The sequence below is a fragment of the Bradyrhizobium sp. WU425 genome (genome assembly GCF_021052305.1).
Classification (GTDB): Bacteria; Pseudomonadota; Alphaproteobacteria; order Rhizobiales; family Xanthobacteraceae; genus Bradyrhizobium; species Bradyrhizobium canariense_D.
Window position 1 is genome coordinate 7,166,340 of the sequence record NZ_CP088089.1, and the last position, 24,037, is coordinate 7,190,376.

Consider the following 24,037-nt stretch of genomic DNA (forward strand, 5'->3'; position numbering starts at 1 on the left):
GGGATCCCAGGACGTCAGCTAGTCGTTGTGCCCGCAAGTTGCGCCGGCAAGCGGATGGAGATGACCGATGAAATTGAGCGATCTGGCCAAGGGGTCTTCGGTCCTGCTCGGCGTCATCGTCGCCGGATATGTTTCGACGAGCTATGTCGACCAGCACCTCGCCACGCCGGTCAAGACGACGAGTGCTCCGACGAATGGCCTTGGGCCATCGGCCTGCGTTGATGAGGACGGGAGCTGGAAGAACTGGCCATGGCCGAACGTGCCGGCGCTGTCGCCGAAGTGCTGATAAGCAGTGCTGCCGTCAACTCGCCGCGGTGCGCTCTCGGCTCAAGCGGAGTTCAAGCTCGAACTGCCAGCTTTCGGCTTGGCGGATCGCGCGTTGGCTGTCTTCGCGAAGCCGGATCGACTCATCGATCGCTCGCTGCGCCCGCTCCAAAAGTTCGTGGGTTTCCTTGCTGAATGGCGGGGCCATGAGGCGCACTCCCAATGAGGCGGGAGCACAAATCATCTCTCAGGCACCGACGCCTACGGACGAGCCTTTGGCCGGCGATACCTGATTAGGCGCCACATCCGGGGGAACTGCAAGGTTCATCCACTCGGCTCAGGGGCGCGGGCTGCCCTATCCGAAATTCCGGAAGCCCACGATGGGCAATCCGAAACTCAGCACAACGATGACGCCGCTACCAGCGACAACAAGCAGCGCCGCTTTCCACCCCGCAAGGCCGCGCTTTTGCTGTCGAATAGCGAACAGGATGAGGAGGATGAACAGTACCGGACCGATCAGAACAATCATTCACAACACCGTCCACTCCGTCAGCTCAACGAACAACGCCTGCCGCATCGTTCTTGCTAGGAACCACCCAATCGATTGCGAGCAGGCAACTTTCGACGACAATGAAGGCGGCCAGACCGCCGAGCCAACCGAAGAAGACCACGGAAAAGGTAGCAAGCAAGAGCGCGCAGAAGACGTCGGCGACAAGCTTGCCGTTGCGCTCGCCTCGGGTCTGGTCGGCTGTCGAATAAGGCATTTGGCGTCTCCTGGGTCGGCCCGAACCCTAGCTTCAGCAGCCGCGGCCGTCCACTCCCTCCGGGCGCGCCAACGCTGTCCGAAATTCCGGAAGCCAACGACGAGCATTCCGAAACTCATCAAAACGACGACGCCCATGTTCTGCGACAGCCAGCAGCGCCGCTTCCATCGATCACCTTACGATGTGGCCGATTCGAATCGCGCAGCCGATCAGATCGACAAATGTCCGCTATCGACCCGGCTACGAAGGGAGACCACGTGGTGCGACGCTCTCGCCAAAAGCTCCGCTGTCATTCCCCGCGGAGGCGGGGAATCCAGTACGCCGCGGCTTATCGCTTGATCACTTCCGTCTCGGAGTACTGGATCGCCCGCCTGCGCGGGGGATGACAGCCTGAATGAAGCGGCAGTCCAGACTACCTCGCCTCACGCCCCCTCGAACTGCAACCTCGCCAGCCTGGCATAGAGCCCGTTCGCAGCGACGAGCTCCGCATGCGTGCCCTGCTCGACGATCCGGCCCTGGTCCATCACCAGGATGCGGTCGCACGACAAGACGGTTGCGAGGCGGTGCGCGATGACGAGCGTGGTGCGGTGGCGCATCAGCTCTTCCAGCGCGGTCTGCACCAACGTCTCGCTTTCGGCATCGAGCGCGGAGGTGGCTTCGTCCAGAAGCAGCAGCGGCGCATCGCGCAGGATCGCGCGCGCAATCGCGATGCGCTGGCGCTGGCCGCCGGACAGCGTCACGCCGCGCTCGCCGAGCGGGGTGTCGAAACCTTCGGGCAGGCGGCGGATGAACTCGGCGGCGTGCGCCAGCTCGGCCGCGCGCTCGACCTCGGCATCGGTGGCATCGGGCCGGCCGAAGCGGATGTTGTCGCGGGCACTGGCCGCGAACACGTTGGATTCCTGCGGCACCAGCGCAATGCGCGAACGGAATTCACGGGGATCGGCGGATTTGACCGGCACGCCGTCGAGCGAGATCGCGCCGCTGCGCGGATCGTAGAAGCGCAACAAGAGATGAAAGATCGTGCTCTTGCCGGCGCCGGACGGACCGACGATCGCGACCTTCTCGCCGGGACGCACGGCGAACGACACGGCATCGAGCACATTGACGTCGCGCCGCGCCGGATAGGCGAAGCTGACCTGGTCGAAGCCGACTTCGCCGCGCGCCGGCACCGGCAGCGCGCGCGGCGACGCGGGCGCGGTGATGTCGGGCTGCACATGCAGGATCTCGAACAGGCGCTCGGCAGCGCCTGATGCCGCCGAGATCTCGCCCCAGACTTCGCTGAGCTGGCCGAGGCCGGCCGCGGCGAAGGCCGCATAGAGCACGAACTGGCCGAGCCGGCCCGGCGTGATGGTGCCGGTCAGCACGTCGTGCGAACCGATCCAGAGGATCGCGACCACGCTTGCGAACACGATGAAGATGATGATGGCGGTGAGCACCGCACGCGCCTGCGTGGAGGTGCGCGCGGCTTCATAGGCCTGCTCGACCTCGCCGCCGAAGCGCCTCTCGGCGAGGCTCTCGCTGGTATAGGCCTGCACGGTACGGATCGCACCGACCAGCTCGCTCGCATAGGCGGAGGCCTCGGCCAGCGTGTCCTGCGCGTTGCGCGACAGCCGCCGCACCCAGCGCCCGAAGGCGACCAGCGGCAGCACGATCAGGGGAATCGCCAGCAGCACGAATCCCGACAGACGCGGGCTGGTGATCACCATCATCGCCGCGGCACCGAAGAACATCATCAGATTGCGCAGCGCGATCGAGACCGAGGCGCCGACGGAGGATTTGATCTGCGTGGTGTCGGCGGTGAGGCGGGACACCAGCTCGCCGCTGCGCGCGGAATCGAAGAAGGCCGGCGACAGCGAGAGCAGATGGGCGAAGACGTCGCGCCTGAGATCGGCGACGATGCGCTCGCCGATCGTCATCACGAGGTAGTAGCGCGCGGCACTCGCCAGCGCGAGCACGGCGACGACGGCGATCATCACCGAGAAGTAGCTGTTGATCAGCTCGATGCCTTCAGGCGTCAGGCCGAAATCGATCATCCTGCGCACCGCGACCGGCACCAGCAGGGTGGTCAGCGCCGCGATCGTCAGCGCGACGAAGGCCAGCGCCGCCCGGCTGCGATAGCGGGCGACATAGGGCGCAAGCGCCAGCAGCGGCCGCAGCTTCGCGCGGCTCTTCGCCGGCGCCTCGATCAGGTCGGCCTCGATCGACGGGGCTTCTGCGGGCCCGGTTTCAAGCCGTTCTACTGCGCTCATGAGATCCGACCAAAAGACAAAGAGAGGTGCTCCGCTCCAGATAGGCCGGGCGAGCGGGAGTGGCAAATCCGGGATGTCCCTTAGGGGGCCATCCGGTCTCCTAAGGGCCTCAAAAGGCTTGCAATGGCTTGTTTTACAGGGGCCTGTGGGGTATAGACCGCGCCAAATCCGTCATTCGATAGCCACTCAAGTGAGGCGCCGGGGCGCCGAGGAATTGCCATGAAAGCCGAAATTCACCCGAACTATCATACGATTAAGGTCGTGATGACCGACGGAACCGAGTACCTGACCCGCTCCACCTGGGGCAAGGAAGGCGACACGCTGAACCTCGACATCGACCCCAAGTCGCACCCGGCCTGGACCGGCGGCAACGCGCAGCTGCTGGATCGCGGTGGCCGCGTCTCGCGCTTCCAGAAGAAGTTTTCGGGCTTTCTCAAAAAGGATTGATCCGGCCCCTCGAGGCTGGAGACGAAAACGCCCCCGGAGAGCCGGGGGCGTTTTTTGTTTTGGGGCGCTCGTCGCAGTGACGGGAGCTTACCGCTCGAACGCCGCCTTCAATGCGTTGAGGTGCGGCACCAGCGGGTTGCCGATCGAGGAATGATCGACCGGCGGGGTGTGGATGGTGGTGTCCAGGCGGCGCACGCGAGTCTGGAGGCTCATCGAGCGATGGATCAGATCCTGGAGCTGCGACGGCAGCTTCTCGATGGTGTCGGTGGAGCCGGGATCGGCGGCGGAGAGCTTGACCTTGGTCTTTTCGCGATTGGCCTGGCCCAGCGTCATCTCGCCTTCCTTCACGGCGCGATGCAGCAGCAGCCACGAGGCGAGCTGCATCAGGCGGGTGGTCAGGCGCATGCTCTCGGTCGCATAGGTGAGGCTGACGGCACGATCGAGCGCCTTGGCCTCGGTGCGGCCGGCGCCATCGAGATAGGCGGCGGTCTCCTCGACCAGGTCCATGCCCTCACGGAACAGGACGCCGAACGCCGCAGAATTGGTGAACCGCTCGCTGAGTTGAACGAGAGCGCCTTCGGCTTGCAAACGTTCCATGGTTAACGCCCCTTACGCAACTGTCTGACTGCCCGGCTTTGGCACCGGCTTATGATGAACAAATCATTGCGCGGGCGAGACGCCGAGTCCAGTGACAAGCGCGGATATGGTTTCCGCGGGTCTTTGCCCGGAATTCAACCGCGGCGAGACGCAAAAAGGCGGAGCTGGGCGCAAAAAAAGAGCCGCCGGAAAACCGGCGGCTTTGAAAGTTGATAACAGGGAGGCGTCAAACAGAGTGGACAGGAGCCACTCGGTGTCCAAACAAGGACAGTTCCCAGTCATAAACTCGAAAGCTTAATGTGGAGTAAACGAGCGATTATCTTGAGGGTTCGTTAGCCATGTCGGTCAGTGGCCGAGTGGGCCCGCGGAACAAACTGCCCGTCATGCCCCGGGCTTCCACGTCCTCTCCTTCGGCGAAAGATCAAGAACGTGATGGCCGGGACACAGGCGAGCGGAAGCGACGCCGTCCTTCGGACGGCTATGCCCGGCCATGACGCCGTGGAAGTGGCTGGCGCTCCTCTTCCAATCCGCTACTTCTTGAAAACGCTGTTGGCCGCATCACGCGAGGCGCGCTTCTTTGTTGCGGCTTCTTCCAATCTTGCGATCTCGCCCTTGAGCAGCGCGATGCGGTCGGTCAGTTCCTCCACCGACAAGAGTGAGAGATCCTGTCCGATGTCATGGCTGATCTTCTTGCGCGGGCGGTCGTCGTCTTCCATCGCCATCCTGGTTCCTCCTGCGTTCGCCTCACAAGCGGCTGAGGCGGTTGCCAGCCTGCACCCCGCTGGCTAAGCAATGGCCTCGTTCCATCCCGCACCTTTGCTCAAGGACACATCATGGACAAGCTGCCCGCGCAAATGACCGTGGTCGCCATCTCGAAACCCGGCGGACCGGAAGTGCTGGTGCCGGAACAACGGGCGCTGCCGCAGCCCGGCCCCGACGAGATCCTGGTCAAGGTGCAGGCCGCCGGCGTCAACCGGCCCGACGTCGCGCAGCGCTCCGGCGCCTATCCGCCGCCGCCCGGCGCCAGCGACCTGCCCGGCCTCGAAATCGCCGGCGAAGTGGTGGCCGTCGGCAGCAACGCCAAGCGGCACAAGATCGGTGACAAGGTGATGTCGCTGGTCGCCGGTGGCGGTTATGCGCAGTACTGCATCGCGCAGGACGGTCAGGCGATGAGCGTGCCGCCGTCGCTGTCGATCAAGGAAGCCGGCGCACTGCCGGAAACACTGATGACGGTCTGGCACAATGTGTTCGAGCGCGGCGCCCTGAAGGCCGGCGAGACGCTGCTGATCCACGGCGGCTCTTCCGGCATCGGCACCATGGCGATCCAGCTCGCAAAAGCTTTCGGCGCCAAGGTGATCGTCACCGTGGGATCGCAGGACAAGATCGATGCATGCCTCAAGCTCGGCGCGGATCGTGCCATCAACTACAAGACCGAAGACTTCGTCGCCGTGGTCAAGGCGGAGACCAACAATGCCGGCGCCAATCTGATCCTCGACATGGTCGCCGGCGACTATGTCGATCGCAACTATGACGCCGCAGCGCTCGACGGCCGCATCGTGCAGATCGCGACCCTCAACGGGCCCAAGGTCACCGTCAACATCGCCAAGGTGATGGTGAAGCGCCTGACCCATACCGGCTCGACGCTGCGCCCCCGTAGTAATGCGGACAAGGCGGCGATGGTGGCCGCGATCGAGGCGAAAGTGATGCCGCTGTTGCGCGAAGGCCGCGTCAAGCCGCTGATGGACAGCACTTTCCCGCTGGAAAAAGCATCCGACGCGCACCGGCGGATGGAAACCTCGGCACATATTGGCAAAATTGTGTTGGAGGTCTAGGCCAACGGCCCACAGGGCAAGCCGGAAACCCTTTGATTTTCCTCGCTTTCGTGGCATCTATCGCGACGCACCGAACCACCTTGTTCCGTTCGGAAAACGCCGTGCACCGAAGAGCCTGCACCGAAGAGTTTGCGTCGAACGCGGAGAACTGACCTTGCGTCTGATCAGGTGCCTCGCGCCCATAGCGCTGGGCCTCATGATTCTCGTCTGCGCGTTCCCGGCGCGCGCGCTGGACGCTGTCAGCGTCCGCGGTGACGCGCCCGCGATCGACCTCACCGGTGTGCTCGAGCATCAGCGCAGCGACGCCGACCGCATCCAGGTCTCCACCGCGCCCGGCACCGACGGCATCGTCCGCCGCATCGAGGTGCGCGCCCGCGAAGGCGGCCAGAACTGGGTGGTGTTCGCGCTCGCCAACAACACCGACGACCAGCTCGACCGCCTGATCGTCGCCCCGCATTACCGTATAGTCTCCTCGGGGCTGCTGTGGCCCGACCTCGGGCTGTCGCGCATCGCGACCATCACGCCCTCGACCGGCGACCGGCCGGAGCGACAGGAGAGCCCGACCGCCGACGTCTTCCGCGTCACGCTCGATCCCGGCGCCGTCGTCACCTTCGTCGCGGAGCTGCGCACCGACAAGCTGCCGCAGCTCTATCTGTGGGAGCCGGAATCCTACAAGGACAAGGTCAACTCATTCACGCTGTACCAGGGCATCGTGATCGGCATCTCCGGCTTGCTGGCGCTGGTGCTGACCATCCTGTTCGTGGTCAAGGGCAGCATCATGTTCCCGGCCGCCGCGGCGCTGGCCTGGGCGGTGCTGGTCTATATCGGCGTCGATTTCGGCTTCTGGGGCAAGGTGCTCGACATGTCGAACAACGCCGAGCGCATCTGGCGCGCGGCGGGTGAGGCGATCCTGGCGGCGACGCTGCTGGTGTTCCTGTTCGCCTATCTCAATCTCAGTCGATGGCACGTGCGCTATTCGCACATCACGGTGGGCTGGCTCGCGTTCCTGGGCTCTCTCGTTGCGCTGGCCCTGTTCGACCCTGCGGTGGCCTCCGGCATCGCGCGCATCTCGCTGGTGCTGATTGCCTTCGCCGGCTTCGCGCTGATCGTCTATCTCTCCACCCACGGCTTCGACCGCGCGGTGCTGCTGATCCCGACCTGGTTCCTGCTGGTGGTCTGGGTGGTCGCGGCCGGCATGACGGTCGCAGGCTCCGTCACCAACGACATCGTCGGCCCTGCCCTGCTCGGCGGCCTCGTGCTGATCGTGATGCTGATCGGCTTCACGGTGATGCAGCATGCGTTCGCGGGCGGCGGCGCCACCACCGGCGTCGTCTCCGACATCGAGCGCCGCGCGTTGGCGCTGGCCGGTTCCGGCGATTTGATCTGGGACTGGGACGTGTCCGCCGACAAGGTCTTTACCAGCCCTGAGACCGAGGCCCTGCTCGGCCTCAAGCGCGGCACGCTTGAAGGCCCGGCCGCCTCCTGGCTCGAAGTGCTGCACCCGCTCGACCAGGACCGTTTCCGCGCCGCGCTCGACAGCGTGCTCGACCAGCGCCGCGGCCGCCTGGTGCAGGATTTCCGCCTGCGCACGCCGGACGGTCACTTCATGTGGTTCGCGCTGAAGGCGCGCCCGGTGGTCGGCTCCGACGGCGAGGTCTCGCGCGTGGTCGGCACCCTCACCGACGTCACCGAGCTGCGCAACGCCGAGGAGCGCCTGCTGCACGATTCGGTGCATGACAATCTCACCGGCCTGCCCAACCGCAAGCTGTTCATGGACCGGCTCGGCGCCGTCGCGCATTTCGCCAAGACCATGCCGACGCTGCGGCCGACGCTGATGGTGATCGACCTCGACCGCTTCAAGCAGGTCAACGATTCCGTCGGCATCGCGGTCGGCGATTCCATCCTGCTGACGCTGGCCCGCCGCCTCACCCGCATCCTGAAGCCGCAGGATACGCTGGCGCGGCTCGCCGGCGACCAGTTCGGCTTGATCCTGCTCTCGGAGCAGGACCCCGCCCGCATCACCGCCTTCGCCGAGACCATCCGCAAGACCATCCGCGCGCCGATCGCCTTCAACGAACGCGAGATCTTTCTCACGGCCTCGATCGGCCTCGCCCTGTCCGATCCGCAAGTTCAGCTCACGGACGAGATCATCAAGGACGCCGAGCTCGCGATGTATCACTCCAAGCGCATCGGCGGCGACCGCATCGACGTCTACAAGTCCGCGATGCGCGCGCGAAAAACCGACCGGCTGACGCTGGAGAGCGAACTGCGCCGCGCCATCGAGCGGCAGGAGCTCACGATCCTGTACCAGCCGATCGTGCGGCTTGAAGACCGTTCGGTCGCCGGCTTCGAGGCGCTGGTGCGCTGGGATCATCCCAAGCTCGGACGCATGGCGCCCTCGGAATTCATCACCATCGCGGAAGAGACTGGCCTGATCATCGACCTTGGCATGTTCGTGCTCGACCAGACCGCCAAGCAGCTCTCGATCTGGCAGCGCGCGATGCGCTCGCGCGAGCCGATCTTCGCATCGGTCAACGTCTCCTCGCGGCAATTGCTGCGCCACGATCTGATCCACGACATCCGCACCGTGCTGTCGCGCTCCTCGGTCGCGCGCGGCACGCTGAAGCTGGAGCTGACGGAATCGCTGGTGATGGAGAATCCGGAGCACGCGGCGCAGATGCTGACGCGCATCCGCGAACTCGGCACCGGGCTGTCGCTCGACGATTTCGGCACCGGCCATTCGTCACTGGCCTATCTGCAGCGCTTCCCGTTCGACACCATCAAGATCGACCAGTCCTTCGTGCGCACCACCAACCGCGGCACCCGCCCGGTGATCCTGAAGTCCATCATCGCGCTCGCGCACGACCTCGGCATGGACGTGGTCGCCGAAGGTGCCGAGACCGATTCCGACGCGGTCGAGCTCTACCAGATGGGCTGCGAATACGCGCAAGGGTTTGCCTTTGGCGAACCCATGGATGCCGACGCCGCGATGCGCCTGCTCACGGAAGTGCGCCTGGAAGCGGCGAGCTAGCTTCCCTTCGCCTCACCCAGGCCTGCGCCGGTCACTCTTCAGCTTGGTGAACCGCACGCTCGCACCGTCCGGCATCCGCATCGCCTTGAAACCCGCGGCGAGGCAGGCTTCGCGTTGCGGCATCTGGATATCCGGGCTGCGCAGGCTGTCCCACCATGAGGCACGATTCGCCGCGCGCGGCAGGGCCGCGCCGATAATCTCTTCGATCTGTTCATAGGTCAGCACGAATTCCGCCTGCTTCTGCCGCATCAGATAATCGCGCAACGCGTCGTAGTCGTTCACCGCTGTCCTCTTCGCTGGTCGAAGCTCCGCTTTGCCCAAAAACGTGAGCCGCGGAAACCAATTTTTAACTCATTCCGGCAGCGCCGTCCCGGCTTAAACACTACTCAAGCTTTCGGGCGCATTCACTGGTGTCGGGAGCAAACGATGTTGTCTCGATGGCGCGACGTCACGGCCCGCCGGCCATGGCGGCTTTCGGCGAAGCTGCTGATCATCTCGTCCGTGGTGACGGTGATCGGCTTTTCCGCCATTTGCGTCAACGTCATGCTGGACATGCGCCGCGGCGAGGAGGCGCTCGCCCGCCAGACGCTGGAAAACCTGGCGACGACCATCGAGTCCGACGTCAGCCGCAACATCGAGATCTACGATCTGGCCCTTAAGGCGGTCGCCAGCAACATGCTGCTGCCGGAAATCGCCACGGTCTCGAAGCCGATCCGTCACCTCATCCTGTTCGACCATTCGACCACGGCGAGGCATTTCGGCGCGATCCAGGTGTTCGACGCCGACGGCCGGTTGACCATTGACGCCTCGACGCTCGATCCCGTTGTCGTGAACCGGGGCGACGAGGATTACTTCAAGGCCCATCGGGACAATCCGCAAGCCGGGCTCTTCATCAGCCGTCCCATGCTGTTCCGCGGCGCTTATTCGATCGTGCTGAGCCGGCGCATCAGCGATACCGACGGCGGCTTTCTCGGCGTCGTCGCCGGATCGATCCGCTTCAGCTATTTCCACGAATTGTTCGAGCGGCTGAGCCTCGATCCCGACGATACCATCACCGTGCTCAGGCGCGACCGTACCGTCATGATGCGGCGGCCGTTTGATCTCGACGTGATCGGCACGAATCTGGCCGACCGGCCGGTCTGGAAGGCCGAAAATCTGAAGGTCGGCAGCGCATTCGCCGGACAGGGGCCGATCGACGGCACGCCGCGGCTCTATGTCCGCAGCGGTGGGACCAGCCCGCTATTCGTGGTGGCAGGTAAGCCACTGAACACCGTGTTCGAGCTCTGGCAGAGGGAAGCCTACCGCATCGGCGCCGTGGTCGTGGCGCTCAGCCTGTTCATGCTGGCATCGACGCTGGTGCTCGCGCGCGAGATCGGCCGGCGCGCCGAGGCCGAGCGCAAGCTCGAGGAGATGGCGACGACCGACGCGCTCACCGGCCTGAAGAACCGCCGCAAGTTCGACCAGGTGATCGACGTCGAATGGCGCCGCGCGATGCGGCAGCAGACGCCGATCGCGCTGTTGATGATCGATGCCGATCACTTCAAGGCCTACAACGACACGTTCGGCCACCAGGCCGGCGACCAGGTGCTGGTCGGCATCGCCATCTGCATTTCCGATTCGGTGAGCCGCGCCGGCGACTGCGCCGCGCGCTATGGCGGTGAGGAATTCGCCGTGCTGCTGCCGGGCACCTCGGTCACGGACGCCCTCCTGGTGGCCGAGAAGATCCGCGCCAAGGTGCAGGGATGGTCCGACGACCACACGAGCTCGACGGTGTCCTGCGGCATCGCGAGCCTCGTTCCCACCACCGGCATGGACTGGCCGATCCTGGTCGCCGCCGCCGACAAGGCGCTCTACGCCGCAAAAGCCGGCGGCCGCAACCAGTCGGTGGTCGCAAGCTTGCCGAAGCTGTCGCTGGTGGCGTGAGGGTTTCGTTCCGTCATTGCGAGCGAAGCGAAGCAATCCAGACTGTCTCCGCGAAGACAGCCTGGATTGATTCGTCGCTTCGCTCCTCGCAATGACGAGCGGAGCGCTACTGCCCCAAATACTTCTTCATTTCCGCAATGAGCCCGTCACGCAGCTCCGGCCGCTTCAGTCCGTACGCGATGTTGGCGCGGAGGAAGCCGGGCTTGGAGCCGCAATCATGGCGCTCGCCCTCGAACTCGACGCCGTAGAAGCTTTGCGATCTGGCGAGGCCGATCATGGCATCGGTGAGCTGGATCTCTCCGCCGGCGCCGCGCTCCTGGGTCTCCAGGATCTTGAAGATCTCCGGCTGCAGGATGTAGCGGCCGGTGATCGAGAGGTTGGAGGGCGCGGTGCCCTTGGCCGGCTTCTCGACCATGCCGTCGACCTCGAACATCTTGCCGGTGCGTTTGCCGACGCCGCAGATGCCGTATTGATGGGTCAGATGGTCGGGCACCGCCTCGACCGCGATGACGTTGGATTTTTCGCCGAGCTTGCTGGCGGTGTCGATCATCTGCTTCAGGCAGCCGGGCGAATTGAGCACGAGTTCGTCCGGCAGCACGACCGCGAACGGTTCGTTGCCGACGATGTCGCGTGCGCACCAGACCGCGTGACCGAGGCCGAGCGGCGCCTGCTGGCGGGTGAAGCTGACGGCGCCGGCCTCCGGCTGGTTCTGCGCCAGAACGTCCTGCTCGGTCTTCTTGCCGCGCGCGGCCAGCGTCGCATCGAGCTCGAACATCCGGTCGAAATGATCTTCGATGACACTTTTGTTGCGGCCGGTGACAAAGATGAAGTGCTCGATGCCGGCTTCCCTCGCCTCGTCATAGACGTACTGGATCAGCGGCTTGTCGACGATCGTCAGCATTTCCTTCGGCATCGCCTTGGTGGCGGGCAGGACGCGGGTGCCGAGGCCGGCAACGGGAAATACGGCTTTGCGGATTTTCATGGGATTGATCGAATACCTGAGGAACACGTGAAGGGAGCAATGGCATCTTGCTAGCTTGTTTGCAGCCGCCAACAAAGGCGGATGTGGGGCCTCATCCTCACAGAGTTAAGAAAAAGGCCACCATCAAAATTTCACCTTTGTTAAGCTGTTGGCAACCGTAACCAGGCCTCCTGAGGGCGGATTTTGGCCGGACAGGTGTGGACATGATGCAATCAATGGCAGGGCTGGCAAAACGGGGCGGGTCCGTGACCGGTGCGACGATGATTGCGACCGCCCTGCTGTTCCCACTTCCCGCCAGCGCGCAGGCTCAGAACGGTTTGTCCAATCTGTTCGGCGGTATTTTCTCCGGCCCGAACCAGGCGCCTTCGCCAGCAGCGCCCGGGCCCAGCGGCGCTCAAACGGGAGTTCAACCTTGGACCGGCGAGGATGGCGCCTCCGGGCATCCGCTGATGACAGCCGCCGCGATCCGAGAGGCCGCGGGTAACTTCAACAATTGCGTCGCAGGCATGTGGCCCGATGCCGCACGGCGCAACATCACGCAGGAAAATTTCCAGCGCTTCACGGCAGGCCTCGCGCCCGATCTGCGCATCATGGACCTGATGGATTCGCAGCCCGAGTTCACCAAGTCGATTTGGGATTATCTCGACATCCTCGTGAACGACAACCGCCTCGCCAAGGGCCGCGAGGTCCTGGCCAAATACAAGGCGCAGTTCGAGGCCACCGAAAAAGCCACCGGCGTCGATCGTTATGTCATCGCCTCGATCTGGGGCATCGAGTCCAACTACTCGACGCAGATGGGCGACCGCAGCGTGCTGCAATCGACCGCGACGCTCGCCTGCATCGGCCGCCGCCAGGCTTACTTCAAGGACGAATTCCTCTCCGCGCTGGAGATCCTCAACCGCGGCGATCTCAGGCCCGAACAATTGCGCGGCTCCTGGGCCGGCGCCTTCGGCCCGACCCAGTTCATGCCGACCGCATTCAAGCGCTTTGCCGTGGACGGCGACGGCGACGGCCGGCGTGACGTCGTCGACAATCCCTCCGACCTGATTGCGTCGACCGCCAACAATCTGAAGAAGGACGGCTGGCAGGCCGGCCAGACCTGGGGCTACGAGGTCGTGGTGCCCCAAGGCTTCAACTACATGCTGGCCGACCGCGCCAAGGCGATGACGGTAGCGCAGTGGGAGAAGCTCGGCCTCAAGCGCCCGACCAACCAGCCCTTCCCGCATCCAGCCGAGAAGGCCTATCTGCTGGCGCCGGCCGGTGCCCAAGGGCCCGGCTTCCTGATGCTGCAGAACTTCCGGGTCATCATGAAGTACAACCCGGCCGAGGCCTATGCGCTGGCGATTGGCCATTTCGCCGATCGCCTCCGCGGCGGCCAGCCGTTCGTTCAGCCCTGGCCGCGGCAGGAACGGGAGCTGTCCCGGACCGAGCGGCTGGAACTCCAGCAGCTGCTGGCCCAGCGCGGCTTCTACAAGGGCACCCCGGACGGCCAGTTCGGCGGCCAGACCCGGGAAGCCCTGCGCAACTTCCAGGCCTCGATCGGGGTCCCCGCGGACGGATTTGCCTCCTCTGACGCGCTGAATCGGCTGCGCGGGCAATAAAATCGCGCCGAAAGTAACCCTGAACAGGGATTTTGGCCGGCAGTCTTGACCGGGGCGGCGGTTCGCCGTGTATGGGCCAATAATTCTGGGCACGGATCTCAAGGATCTGAAGAGAATCTGAAAGAGAATCTGCCCGTTTGGCGCCCGATTCCGTTATTATATCGAGCCTGTCCTGATCCCTATTGCACGTGCCGAGATCGCATGTCGAAGAAGTCCCTGTTCAAGGTGCTGACCGAGACTGGCCCGCTGATCGCGCTGGGGACGGCGCTTGCGATTCTGGTGTCGGTCGCGGGACCCGCCTCGGCGCAGTTCTTCAACTTCCCCGGCTTCGGCGGCCCGCCGCAGCGCTCGGCTCCGCCGCCGCCGCGCAACGGCGGAGGCGGAGGCGGCGGATGGTTCGGCGGCGACTTCTTCGCGCCGTTCCAGCAGCAACAGCCGCAAGCGCCGCGCCAGGATTTTTCGCGCGCACCGGCGCCGGCCAAGCGCGACACCATTCCCGACAGGAACGTGCTGGTGATCGGCGACGCCATGGCTGACTGGCTCGCCTACGGCCTGGAGGACGCCTACACCGAGCAGCCCGACATGGGCGTGATCCGCAAGCACAAGACCACGTCGGGCCTGATCAAGTACCAGCCCAAAGGCGAGCCCTCGGACTGGACCGCTGCTGCGAAGGGCATTCTCGAGACCGAGAAGCCCGACGTGATCGTGGTGATGCTCGGCCTCAACGACCGCATCGCGATCCGCGAGGCGGCAGCACCCGATAAATCGGACAAGGCGACGGACAAGGACAAGAAGAACGACAAGGGCGCGCGCGGCAAACCACCGGCCAAGCCTGCCGATGCCAAGCCCGGCGACACCGCCGCGAAGCCGGATGACAAGCCGGCCGATGCCGACCTGCCCCAGGATGATGCCGACAACGCTGACGCACCGGCGGTCGCCGCGCCCGAGAAGACCGCGCGCAACCCGAACGGCCTTTACGAATTCCGCGACGAGCGCTGGGTCGAGCTCTACGGCAAGAAGATCGAGGAGCTCGCCAACGTCCTCAAGTCCAAGGGCGTGCCGGTGCTCTGGGTCGGCCTGCCCGCCATCCGTGGCCCCAAGGGCACTGCGGACATGCTGTTCCTGGATTCGCTCTATCGCGAAGGCGCGGCCAAGGCCGGCATCACCTATGTCGACGTCTGGGACGGCTTTGTCGACGAAGCCGGCCGCTTCTTGCAGAAGGGCCCGGACTTCGAAGGCCAGATCCGTCAGCTCCGCAGCGGTGACGGCGTCTATTTCACGAAACCCGGCGCGCGCAAGCTCGCCCACTATGTCGAGCGCGAGATCACCCGCCTGCTCGCCGGGCGCTCCGGCCCGATCGCGCTGCCGAGCGAACCGGCGACCCCCGACACCAGTGCCGAACCCGGCAAGCCCGCGCCGCGGCCGCTGGCCGGTCCGATCGTGCCGCTGGTTGCGGCCTCGATCTCGACCGATCAATTGCTGGGTGGGCCGGGCTCACGTCCTGCCGCCGTCGATGCGCTCGCTGCGAAGACGATGGTGAAGGGCGAGCCACTGGCTGCGCCCGCCGGCCGCGCCGACGATTATGCCTGGCCGCGCCGCGAAGTCGGCCGCGAGCAGGCCAAGGGCGATACGCCGGTCGCCACGACGACACCCGATGGCGGTACGCCGGGTGCGGCCGCGGCGATCGCCCCGCCAAAGCTTGCGCCGAAGAAGCCACCGGCGCCGCAGCAACCGGCACAGGCAGCGCCATCGATGCGCGATTTCTTCGGCTTTGGCTCGCCGCCGCCCCCGCCGCGTCAATTGGCGCCGGCGCCGCGCAATCCGAATCCCAACCCTGCGATCCCGCGTCCGCCTGGCAACGTCGGGCGATCGGCGGAAGTGTTCCGATAATTTTCTAAGCTGAGCTCTCGTGTCCCGGACGCGCTGCAGCGGGAAACGCTGCTGCGCAGAGCCGGGACCCAGCTCGTCCGACAGTCACAAAAAGAATGGGCCCCGGCTCGGCAACGCGGCGTACGCGCCGCGCTGCGTCCGGGGCCCTGATGCTTATCGCGCGTTGGCTTTAGCCTAGTAGCGCCAGCGCGGCGGCGGGCGGCGCGAAGGCCGCGCCATCAGCAGTGCCAGTGCAAAGCCGATGCCGCCGGCGACCAGCAGCGCGCCCATCGGGTTGTCCTGCACCTTCTGGGCAATCGCCTGCGAGCCGTCACGCAAGGTTTCGGCCGGCTTGTCGTAGGCGTCCTTGGCATAGCTTGCCGCGGTGTCCGTGGCGTCACGTACGGCATCCTTGGCCTGGCCGTAAAGATTCTGCACACTGCCGGCGGCTTCACGTGCCTTGCCGGACGCCTGTGTCTGCGTATCGCTAGCCAAATCTCCGATAGCGCCTTCCGCGCGTCCGGCGAATTCCTTGGCCGATCCGACAATCCGATCCTTATCCATGATGCTCCTCCTCGGGGGTCAGCCCAAGTAACCGATCAGGAGCGGCGCAGTTCCATCTGACTTGAAATTGGACTCAGAGAATCAGCCCGCCGTCGACGACCAATGTCTGGCCGATGATGTAGGACGACAGCGGCGATGCCAGGAACAGCGCCGCGCCCGCCATGTCAGCCGGGGTGCCCAATCGCCGCAGCGGAATGCGTGAAAGTGCACCTTCGAGCCGCTTGGGATTGTCGGTCGTCACCTTCGTCATCTTGGTGTCGACCAGACCGGGCGCGATGCCGTTGACGCGGATGTCATCTTCGGCCCAGGCCTCGCCCAGCGTCCGCGTTAGTCCGACCGCGCCGGTCTTCGACGCGTTGTAAGCGGGATTGCCCATGGTGGAATGATAGGCCGCGGTCGAGGACACCATAATCAGCGATCCCCGCGCGTCCCGCAACATGGGATGGAAGCGCGTGGCGCAGGCCATCAGGCTCATCAAATTGACCTCGACGACCTTGCGAAAGCCCGCCATCTCGAACTCGCCGCGGCGATAGAGCACCGCGCCCTGTGCGAGCACCAGGATATCGAGCCGATCGAACGACGGCTTGAACGCTTCGACCGCTCCGGCATTGCCGACGTCGAGCTGCGCATAGGAAAGACCGGTGAGATCCGAGCCTTCAGCTTGCGAATATTCCTTCGCGTGAGCACGCGTGCCGCAGACCGCAACCTGCGCGCCCCTGACGCGAAAGGCTTGCGCAATGCCGTTGCCGATGCCGCTGGATCCGCCGACAACCAGCACCTGCTTGCCTGAGAAATCGAGCTCGTTCGTCATCGCTGGCCTCCCTCATTGTCTTGCTTGTTTGACCTGTCTGCGGATCGATGACAGCCTTGTCAATCACAACAAGAACAAGCAGGGCTCAGAGGAAACAGCATGGCCGATTTCAAACAACTCAGCCGGTCCGTGAAGGGCCTGACCGTTCTCGTTACCGGCGCGGCCAGCGGCATGGGACGCGCGACGGCGCGCGTGTTTGCCACTGAGGGCGCGAACGTTGCCGTCACCGATTATGACGAGCAGGGCGCGCTGGCCGTCGCGAAGGAGATCGTGGCAAGCGGCGGCGCCGCGAAAGCCTGGAAGCTCGACGTTGCCGACGGCGATAAGATCAAGCGCGTGGTCGGCGACGTCGCTGCACATTTCGGTGGACTCGACATCATCGTCAACAATGCCGGCATCTCCGTGCGCGTCGCGATCGACGACGACGCCTATGAGGAAGCCTGGGCCAAGGGCCTCGCGGTGATGCTGACGGCGCATCCGCGCATCATCCGCGCCGCGCTGCCTCACTTGCGCAAGTCGAAGAGCCCGCGCATCGTCAACATCGCCTCGACCGAGGCGCTCGGCGCCACCGCATTGCACGGCCCCTATTCGGCGGCGAAGGGCGGCGTCGCCAGCCTCACCCGCTCGCTCGCGGTGGAGCTTGGCCGCGAGGGCATCACCGTCAACTGCATTTGCCCGGGGCCGATCCGCACCGCCATCACCGACCGGATCTCGGAAGAGCACAAGACCATCTACGCCAAGCGCCGCACGGCACTCGGCCGCTACGGTGATCCGGAAGAGGTCGCGCACATGACTCTGAGCCTGTGCCTGCCGGCAGCGTCCTTCCTCACCGGCGCGGTCATCCCTGTCGACGGCGGCCTGATGGCGCGCAACGCGTAAGCGGCACCAAAGGTGCGTAGCCTGGATGGAGCGCAGCGCAATCCGGGGTTCTCACATCGCAGGAAGACTCCCCGGATTACGCTTCGCTCCATCCGGGCTACGGGCAGCTATGCGCGCCCAGCGTTGACATCGCTTGTTACGGGAGTAACTTTTTCCTCGACAGAGCGGGACCAACCGCTCGCGGTTCGCGGGAGAAACGTCATGACGATCGCCATCCGGCAGCTTCACAAACATTTTGTCGGCGAGGTCTCGGGCCTCGACCTGCGGCAACCTCTCACCGAGGCCGAGGCGCGCGAGATCGAAGCCGCCATGGACAAATATGCAGTGCTGGTGTTCCACGACCAGGACATCACCGACGAACAGCAGATGGCCTTTGCGCTAAACTTCGGCCAGCGCGAGGACGCGCGCGGCGGCACGGTCACGAAGGAGAAGGACTACCGGCTCCAATCGGGCCTGAACGACGTTTCCAATCTCGGCAAGGACGGCAAGCCGCTGGCAAAGGACAGCCGCGCGCACCTGTTCAACCTCGGCAATTGCTTGTGGCATTCCGACAGCTCGTTCCGCCCTATCCCGGCAAAATTCTCGCTGCTGTCGGCCCGCGTGCTCAACCCGAAGGGCGGCAATACCGAATTCGCCGACATGCGGGCGGCCTATGACGCGCTCGACGACGAGACCAAGGCGGAGATCGAGGATCTCGTCTGCGAGCACTCGCTGATGTATTCGCGGGGATCGCTGGGCTTCACAGAATACACCGACGAGGAGAAGGAGATGTTCAAGCCGGTGATGCAACGTCTCGTGCGCACCCACCCGGTCCATCGCCGCAAGTCGCTCTATCTCTCATCGCATGCCGGCAAGATTGTCGGCATGAGCGTCCCCGAGGGAAGGCTGCTGCTGCGCGATCTCAACGAGCACGCCACACAAAGCGAGTTCGTCTACGTCCACAAATGGAAGCTGCATGACCTCGTGATGTGGGACAACCGCCAGACCATGCACCGCGTCCGCCGCTACGACCAGTCGCAGCCCCGTGACATGCGCCGCGCGACGGTGGCGGGCACGGAGCCAACGGTGCAGCAGCAGGCGGCGGAGTAGTTCTCCAGTCGTCCTGGACCAGCGAGCGAAGCAGCGCCGATCCAGGACCCATTACCACCGATGTCCAGTTCGGCGAAGGCTGGTGGTTGCCAGCCTGCTTCAACAATTGCAGCCTGGGGTAATGGGTCCTGACCTTCGCCAGGACGACACTGAGGCGCTACGCGTGCCCCGCCTCGTTCGAGAGCATGCCAGGATCGATGCCGATCTTGCGCAGCGCGCGTCCGTATTTTTCGTCGACGTCGTCGCCGAAGATCAAATCCGAATCCGCGTCGCAATGCAGCCAGCCATTGCTCTGGATTTCGGTCTCGAGCTGGCCCGGCGCCCAGCCGGCATAGCCGAGCGCCAGGATGGCGTGCTTGGGGCCGGAGCCGTTGGCGATCGCGCGCAGGATGTCGACGGTCGCGGTGAGGCAGACGCCGTCGTCGATCCGCAGCGTCGCGTTCTCGATGTAGAAATCACTGGAATGCAGCACGAAGCCGCGGCCGGTATCGACCGGACCGCCGCGCAGCACCTTCATGCTTTCGGCATTCTCCGGCAGCTTGATGTGCTCGCCCTTGTTGATGATGCCGAGCTGCTGCAACAGCTCGGGGAAGTCGATGCTGCCGGCCGGGTGGTTGACGATGATGCCCATCGCGCCTTCGGCGGAGTGGGCGCAGAGATAGATCACCGAGCGCTCGAAGCGCTCGTCGCCCATCACGGGCATGGCGATCAACAGCTGGCCGTCGAGGTAGCCCGCCGAACTCGGGAGCGCGGGGGCTGGCTTGCGGGTGCTTTCGCCCGTCCTCTTGCCTGTGGGAGCCATCGGTGAAGCACTCCGGTTTCATTCCTATCCTGATGTCGGGCCGGGCCGCTGTCAAATCAAGGCTTTCAGGGACTTGATTCAAGTGCATCCATCACAAGCAATTCAATGGTTTGCCGCGGGGCGACCCTGTAAAGACGTACCATGCTGACAAGAGTTCCCCGGCGTGCGGCGATTGGCGTCGCGACAACCCTGCTCGCGTCGTCGCTGGCGCTTGCGGCCCGTGCCGACGACGCATCGCCGTGGCAGCGCGACGGACATTCCGCGGTGCGGTTGCTGGCAGGATCGCGCAGCGGCGCCGTCCTGCTCGGCGGTATCGCCTTCCAGATCCAGCCCGGCTGGAAAACCTATTGGCGCATGCCGGGCGATTCCGGCGTTCCGCCGCGGTTCGATTTCTCGAAATCCGACAATGTCGAAGCGGTGACGGTGATGTGGCCGGCCCCGCAGAAATTCGACGACGGCGCGGGCGGCCATTCGATCGGCTATCACGACCAGATCGTGCTGCCCCTGCGCATCATCGCCAAGGCGGCCGACAAGCCAGTGACGTTGCGCGCCGAGATCAATTATGCGGTGTGCGAAAAGCTTTGCATTCCCGTCGAGGCCCGCGCCGAGCTTGGCTTCAACAGCGTCGCCTCGACCGAGGACGCCAATTTGCGTGCAGCGCTCGACACCGTGCCCAAGCCTGCCACCATCGGCGATCCCAACCCGCTCACCATCCGCGACGTCAAGCGTGACGGACCCAAGAATGTGGTGGTCGACGTGGTCGTTCCGGATGCGCGCACCGTCAATCTGTTCGTGGAAGGTCCGACGCCCGATTGGGCGCTGCCCATCCCGGCACCGGTCGAGCCCAGCCCACCGGGCGTGAAGCGATTTTCTTTCGAGCTCGACGGCCTGCCGCCGGGCGCCCAGCCCGGCGGCGCAGCGCTGAAGTTCACGCTGGTCGGACCGGAGAAGTCGTACGAGTTCAATACCAATCTGGAGTGAGTGGTCGTCCTGGCATTCGCCCGGACGACATCTTTGATCCAACCGAATCTTAACGAATGGTTGCTAATCCCCAGGGCTACTGCGGCAAGTCTGCCGCAGCATTCGTGTGCGCCTCGGGATCCTTCGAATTGGCCGTGATGGATGCAGAACCCGCAACGACCGGACCTGCCGGCCTCATCGCGCGGCTGCGCGACAAATTGACGGGCGGGTCGAGCGAAGCGTCGCTGACGCGGCGGCTCGCAGGCACCATCTTCCTCATCCGCGTGATCAGCGCCGGCCTTGCATATTTCTCGCAGGTCCTGCTCGCGCGCTGGATGGGGACGTCGGACTACGGCGTCTATGTCTATGTCTGGACCTGGGTGCTGCTGCTCGGCAGCATGATGGACTTTGGCATCTCGGCCTCCGCGCAAAAGATCATTCCGGAATACCGCAGCCGTGGCGAGCATGCGCTGCTGCGCGGCTTTCTCTCGGGCAGCCGCTGGCTGACCTTTTGCGCCTCCACGCTGGTCTCGCTCGGCCTCGCGGGCATCGTCAAATTGCTCTCGCCCTGGATCGATCCCGCCGAAGTGCTGCCGCTCTACATCGGCTGCATGACGCTGCCCGCTTTCGTCGTCGCCAACACCCAGGACGGCATCGCCCGTTCGCATGACTGGATGCAACTCGGCCTGATGCCGCAATTCATCATCCGCCAGACACTGATCATCGGCATCACGGCTTGCGCCTTCCTGCTCGGCTATCATCTCGGCGCGGTTGCCGCGATGATCGCGAGCGCAGGCGCGGTGTGGATCGCGATGACCGGGCAGATGGTGGTGCTGAACCGCAAGCTCGCCGATCACATCGAGGCGGGCCCCAAGGCCTACGACGTCGGCGGCTGGCTCGCCGTGTCGCTGCCGATCCTGCTGGTCGAAAGCTTCTATTTGCTGCTGTCCTATACCGACGTGCTGGTGCTTCAGCAGTTCCGCCCCTCCGACGAGGTCGGCGTCTATTTTGCCGTGGTGAAGACGCTGGCGCTGGTCTCCTTCATCCACTACGCGATGTCGGCGACGACCGCGCATCGCTTCGCCGAATACAACGCGGCTGGCGACAAGGCGCGGCTGTCGGCTTACGTGGCGCATGCCATCAACTGGACGTTCTGGCCGTCGCTGGCGGCGACCATCGTGCTGCTCGCGCTCGGCAAGCCCCTGCTCTGGCTGTTCGGGCCGCAATTCGTGATCGGCTACGACATCATGTTCGTCGCCGCGATTGGCCTCGTGGTCCGTGCCGCGATCGGCCCGGTCGAACGGCTGCTCAACATGCTCGGCCAGCAGAAGCTCTGCGCGCTGGCCTATGCGCTGGCCTTTGCGATGAACCTGGTGCTCTGCATCGCGTTGGTGCCGCGCTTCGGCGGCCATGGCGCGGCGGCCGCGACCTCGATCTCGCTCAGTTTCGAGACGGTGCTGCTGTTCTGGATCGTGCGACAGCGGCTCGGCCTGCACGTGCTGGCGTTTGGGAAATAGACTTCCGACTGCCTTCGCGTGCTGCTCTCGGGGAACGGCTGCTTCGAAGCATGCCCCGGAACAACGCGAAACACCTATTTATTGCCAAGGGCACAGCACGATTTTTCTTATTTGGCCCAAGCGGTTGCACCGCAGGGAAAGTTTATTCTACGTCGTATTGCCCAACTGACGAGATAAACCTAAGATTCCCTGGACATGATCGATCCACTCTACGTCGCCTCTGGTTTCGGCGTCGGCCTGCTGGTCGGGATGACCGGCGTCGGCGGCGGTTCGCTGATGACGCCGCTGCTGATCCTGCTGTTCGGGATTCATCCATCGACCGCGGTCGGCACCGACCTGCTCTATGCCGCCGCCACCAAGACCGGCGGCAGCGTGGTGCATGGCTGGTCGCGCAGCGTGCACTGGCCGGCGGTGCTGCGGCTCGCCTGCGGCAGCCTTCCGGCGAGCGCGCTGACGCTGCTCGTGCTGTGGAAGCTCGACCTCAAGAGCGACTCCGAGCGCAATCTCGTCAACCTCGTGCTCTGCTTCGCGCTGCTGCTGACCGCGACCTCGCTGATCTTCCGCAGATCGATCATGGAGCGCTATCGTCGGCGTCTGGAGCAGGTCGATGACCGCACCACTGCGATTGCGACGGTCGTCACCGGAATCGTGCTCGGCGTGCTGGTTTCGATTTCATCGGTCGGCGCGGGCGCGGTCGGCGTCACCGTTCTGCTGCTGCTCTATCCGCGCCTGCCGGTGGCGACCATCGTCGGCTCCGACATCGCCCATGCGGTCCCGCTGACGCTGATCGCCGGAATGGGGCACTGGGCGCTTGGCGACGTGGATTGGGCGCTGATGGGCGTGCTGCTGTTGGGCTCGCTGCCCGGCATCGTCGTCGGCAGCTTTAGCGCGACGCGCGTGCCCGAGACGGTGCTGCGCCTTACACTCGCCAGCGTGCTGTTCGTGGTCGCCGGCAAGATCATGTTCGCGGAGCTGCACCTGTCCTCGGCATTCGAGACGGCGCTGGCCTGGACGCACTGAACGAAAATGGCGGAGCTCGGCTCCGCCATTCGCCAGCGATCGCGGTCTACTCCGCGGTCCAGCCGCCGTCGATCGACAGATTCGTGCCGGTGATCTGCGCGGCATCGTCGCCGCACAGGAACAGCGCGAGGGCTGCGACCTGCTCGGAGGTGACGAACTCCTTGGTCGGCTGCGCGTCGAGCAGCACGTCGTTGATGACCTGGTCGCGCGTGAGGTTACGGGCCTTCATGGTGTCGGGGATCTGCTTCTCCACCAGCGGCGTCCAGACATAGCCGGGGCTGATGCAGTTGCAGGTGATCTTGCTGGTCGCGACCTCGAGCGCCACGGTCTTGGTCAGGCCGGCGATGCCGTGCTTGGCCGAGACATAGGCCGACTTGAAGGGCGAGGCGACCAGCGAATGCGCGGAAGCGGTATTGATGATGCGGCCCCAGCCCTTCTTCTTCATGCCCGGGACGGCGGCGCGAATGGCATGGAACGCCGAGGACAGGTTGATCGCGATGATCTGATCCCATTTCTCCAGCGGGAATTCCTCGATCGGCGAGACGAACTGGATGCCCGCATTGTTGACGAGAATATCGACCGAACCAAAGCTCTTCTCGCCGAGCGCGACCATCCCGGCGATCTCGGCCGGCTTGGTCATGTCGGCCGGCGAATAGACCGCCTTCACGCCGAAATCGGACTCGATCTTGGCGCGCTCCTTCTCGATGTCCTCCGGCGAGCCGAACCCGTTGATGACGACATTGGCGCCGGCGGCGGCGAAGGCGCGCGCATAGGCAAGTCCGATGCCGCTGGTCGACCCGGTCACGACGGCGTTCTTGCCTGACAGACTACCCATA

At 64.7% G+C, this 24,037-nt stretch carries 24 protein-coding genes; 12 read left to right on the top strand and 12 right to left on the bottom strand.

All coding sequences use genetic code 11. The features are described from left to right. The first annotated feature begins 67 nt into the window (after positions 1-67). On the top strand, positions 68-286 hold the full coding sequence (locus BcanWU425_RS34205) for a hypothetical protein (RefSeq protein ID WP_018454617.1): 219 nt from the start codon (positions 68-70) through the stop codon (positions 284-286). A gap of 15 nt (positions 287-301) precedes the next feature. On the opposite strand, the gene BcanWU425_RS34210 is transcribed toward BcanWU425_RS34205, so the two are convergent. From BcanWU425_RS34210 to BcanWU425_RS34225, 4 genes are all read right to left on the bottom strand, one after another. Continuing rightward, on the bottom strand, positions 302-472 hold the full coding sequence (locus BcanWU425_RS34210; RefSeq protein ID WP_157642917.1) for a hypothetical protein: 171 nt from the start codon (positions 470-472) through the stop codon (positions 302-304). 147 nt (positions 473-619) lie between these two features. Next, positions 620-793, bottom strand: coding sequence for a hypothetical protein (locus BcanWU425_RS34215; RefSeq protein WP_162847278.1), 174 nt, complete (start codon positions 791-793; stop codon positions 620-622). A gap of 25 nt (positions 794-818) precedes the next feature. Continuing rightward, complete coding sequence (locus tag BcanWU425_RS34220; RefSeq protein ID WP_018454620.1) at positions 819-1,028, bottom strand: hypothetical protein; 210 nt, start codon at positions 1,026-1,028, stop codon at positions 819-821. Positions 1,029-1,450: 422 nt separating this feature from the next. After that, positions 1,451-3,277, bottom strand: a complete 1,827-nt coding sequence (locus BcanWU425_RS34225; protein ID WP_204513303.1) for an ABC transporter ATP-binding protein/permease — start codon at positions 3,275-3,277, stop codon at positions 1,451-1,453. 219 nt (positions 3,278-3,496) lie between these two features. On the opposite strand from BcanWU425_RS34225, the gene rpmE reads away from it, so the two are divergent. Then, positions 3,497-3,724 (top strand): 50S ribosomal protein L31, encoded by a 228-nt coding sequence (gene rpmE / locus BcanWU425_RS34230; protein WP_018454622.1) that lies wholly within the window; start codon positions 3,497-3,499, stop codon positions 3,722-3,724. Between the two features lie 87 nt (positions 3,725-3,811). Here rpmE and rcdA read toward each other — a convergent pair whose 3' ends face one another. Continuing rightward, entirely contained in the window at positions 3,812-4,321 is a 510-nt protein-coding gene (gene rcdA, locus BcanWU425_RS34235; protein ID WP_007605503.1) for a protease adaptor protein RcdA, read from the bottom strand. Between the two features lie 530 nt (positions 4,322-4,851). After that, positions 4,852-5,043: a DUF1192 domain-containing protein gene (locus BcanWU425_RS34240; RefSeq protein ID WP_018454624.1), complete on the bottom strand. Its 192-nt coding sequence runs from the start codon at positions 5,041-5,043 to the stop codon at positions 4,852-4,854. Positions 5,044-5,154: 111 nt separating this feature from the next. Here BcanWU425_RS34240 and BcanWU425_RS34245 point away from each other — a divergent pair, with 111 nt between their 5' ends. Further along, positions 5,155-6,153: an NAD(P)H-quinone oxidoreductase gene (locus tag BcanWU425_RS34245; protein ID WP_018454625.1), complete on the top strand. Its 999-nt coding sequence runs from the start codon at positions 5,155-5,157 to the stop codon at positions 6,151-6,153. 154 nt (positions 6,154-6,307) lie between these two features. Continuing rightward, entirely contained in the window at positions 6,308-9,184 is a 2,877-nt protein-coding gene (locus BcanWU425_RS34250) for an EAL domain-containing protein (protein ID WP_026232774.1), read from the top strand. Between the two features lie 12 nt (positions 9,185-9,196). On the opposite strand, the gene BcanWU425_RS34255 is transcribed toward BcanWU425_RS34250, so the two are convergent. Then, entirely contained in the window at positions 9,197-9,466 is a 270-nt protein-coding gene (locus tag BcanWU425_RS34255) for a DUF7662 domain-containing protein (protein ID WP_018454627.1), read from the bottom strand. Between the two features lie 144 nt (positions 9,467-9,610). Here BcanWU425_RS34255 and BcanWU425_RS34260 point away from each other — a divergent pair, with 144 nt between their 5' ends. Next, positions 9,611-11,107 carry a sensor domain-containing diguanylate cyclase gene (locus BcanWU425_RS34260; RefSeq protein ID WP_085351759.1) on the top strand — a complete coding sequence of 499 codons (1,497 nt, stop codon included), beginning with the start codon at positions 9,611-9,613 and terminating at the stop codon, positions 11,105-11,107. A 106-nt stretch (positions 11,108-11,213) separates the two neighbouring features. Here the strand turns inward: BcanWU425_RS34260 and BcanWU425_RS34265 are convergent, their stop codons facing one another. Beyond that, entirely contained in the window at positions 11,214-12,089 is an 876-nt protein-coding gene (locus BcanWU425_RS34265; RefSeq protein WP_026232775.1) for a UTP--glucose-1-phosphate uridylyltransferase, read from the bottom strand. Positions 12,090-12,292: 203 nt separating this feature from the next. On the opposite strand from BcanWU425_RS34265, the gene BcanWU425_RS34270 reads away from it, so the two are divergent. After that, positions 12,293-13,690 carry a lytic murein transglycosylase gene (locus tag BcanWU425_RS34270; protein ID WP_204513300.1) on the top strand — a complete coding sequence of 466 codons (1,398 nt, stop codon included), beginning with the start codon at positions 12,293-12,295 and terminating at the stop codon, positions 13,688-13,690. Between the two features lie 201 nt (positions 13,691-13,891). After that, the gene (locus tag BcanWU425_RS34275; RefSeq protein ID WP_204513299.1) at positions 13,892-15,580 is read left to right on the top strand and encodes an SGNH/GDSL hydrolase family protein; all 1,689 of its coding nucleotides are present in this window, start codon (positions 13,892-13,894) and stop codon (positions 15,578-15,580) included. A gap of 174 nt (positions 15,581-15,754) precedes the next feature. Here the strand turns inward: BcanWU425_RS34275 and BcanWU425_RS34280 are convergent, their stop codons facing one another. Both BcanWU425_RS34280 and BcanWU425_RS34285 read right to left on the bottom strand, forming a co-directional pair. Beyond that, positions 15,755-16,123 carry a CsbD family protein gene (locus BcanWU425_RS34280; protein WP_018454632.1) on the bottom strand — a complete coding sequence of 123 codons (369 nt, stop codon included), beginning with the start codon at positions 16,121-16,123 and terminating at the stop codon, positions 15,755-15,757. Positions 16,124-16,196: 73 nt separating this feature from the next. Next, on the bottom strand, positions 16,197-16,934 hold the full coding sequence (locus BcanWU425_RS34285) for an SDR family NAD(P)-dependent oxidoreductase (protein WP_018454633.1): 738 nt from the start codon (positions 16,932-16,934) through the stop codon (positions 16,197-16,199). Positions 16,935-17,033: 99 nt separating this feature from the next. Between BcanWU425_RS34285 and BcanWU425_RS34290 the strand changes: the two genes are divergently transcribed. After that, a complete protein-coding gene (locus tag BcanWU425_RS34290; RefSeq protein WP_018454634.1) occupies positions 17,034-17,813 on the top strand; it encodes an SDR family NAD(P)-dependent oxidoreductase in 780 nt (259 codons plus the stop codon). Between the two features lie 201 nt (positions 17,814-18,014). Beyond that, on the top strand, positions 18,015-18,902 hold the full coding sequence (locus BcanWU425_RS34295; RefSeq protein WP_018454635.1) for a TauD/TfdA dioxygenase family protein: 888 nt from the start codon (positions 18,015-18,017) through the stop codon (positions 18,900-18,902). Positions 18,903-19,059: 157 nt separating this feature from the next. On the opposite strand, the gene BcanWU425_RS34300 is transcribed toward BcanWU425_RS34295, so the two are convergent. Next, positions 19,060-19,704, bottom strand: a complete 645-nt coding sequence (locus BcanWU425_RS34300) for a YqgE/AlgH family protein (RefSeq protein WP_018454636.1) — start codon at positions 19,702-19,704, stop codon at positions 19,060-19,062. 141 nt (positions 19,705-19,845) lie between these two features. Between BcanWU425_RS34300 and BcanWU425_RS34305 the strand changes: the two genes are divergently transcribed. From BcanWU425_RS34305 to BcanWU425_RS34315, 3 genes are all read left to right on the top strand, one after another. After that, positions 19,846-20,685 carry a protein-disulfide reductase DsbD domain-containing protein gene (locus BcanWU425_RS34305; RefSeq protein WP_204513298.1) on the top strand — a complete coding sequence of 280 codons (840 nt, stop codon included), beginning with the start codon at positions 19,846-19,848 and terminating at the stop codon, positions 20,683-20,685. A gap of 137 nt (positions 20,686-20,822) precedes the next feature. Continuing rightward, positions 20,823-22,181 carry a flippase gene (locus BcanWU425_RS34310; RefSeq protein ID WP_204513297.1) on the top strand — a complete coding sequence of 453 codons (1,359 nt, stop codon included), beginning with the start codon at positions 20,823-20,825 and terminating at the stop codon, positions 22,179-22,181. A 195-nt stretch (positions 22,182-22,376) separates the two neighbouring features. After that, on the top strand, positions 22,377-23,201 hold the full coding sequence (locus tag BcanWU425_RS34315) for a sulfite exporter TauE/SafE family protein (protein WP_027515482.1): 825 nt from the start codon (positions 22,377-22,379) through the stop codon (positions 23,199-23,201). Between the two features lie 46 nt (positions 23,202-23,247). Here BcanWU425_RS34315 and BcanWU425_RS34320 read toward each other — a convergent pair whose 3' ends face one another. Beyond that, positions 23,248-24,036: a 3-hydroxybutyrate dehydrogenase gene (locus tag BcanWU425_RS34320; RefSeq protein ID WP_085351753.1), complete on the bottom strand. Its 789-nt coding sequence runs from the start codon at positions 24,034-24,036 to the stop codon at positions 23,248-23,250. Position 24,037: the final 1 nt, after the last annotated feature.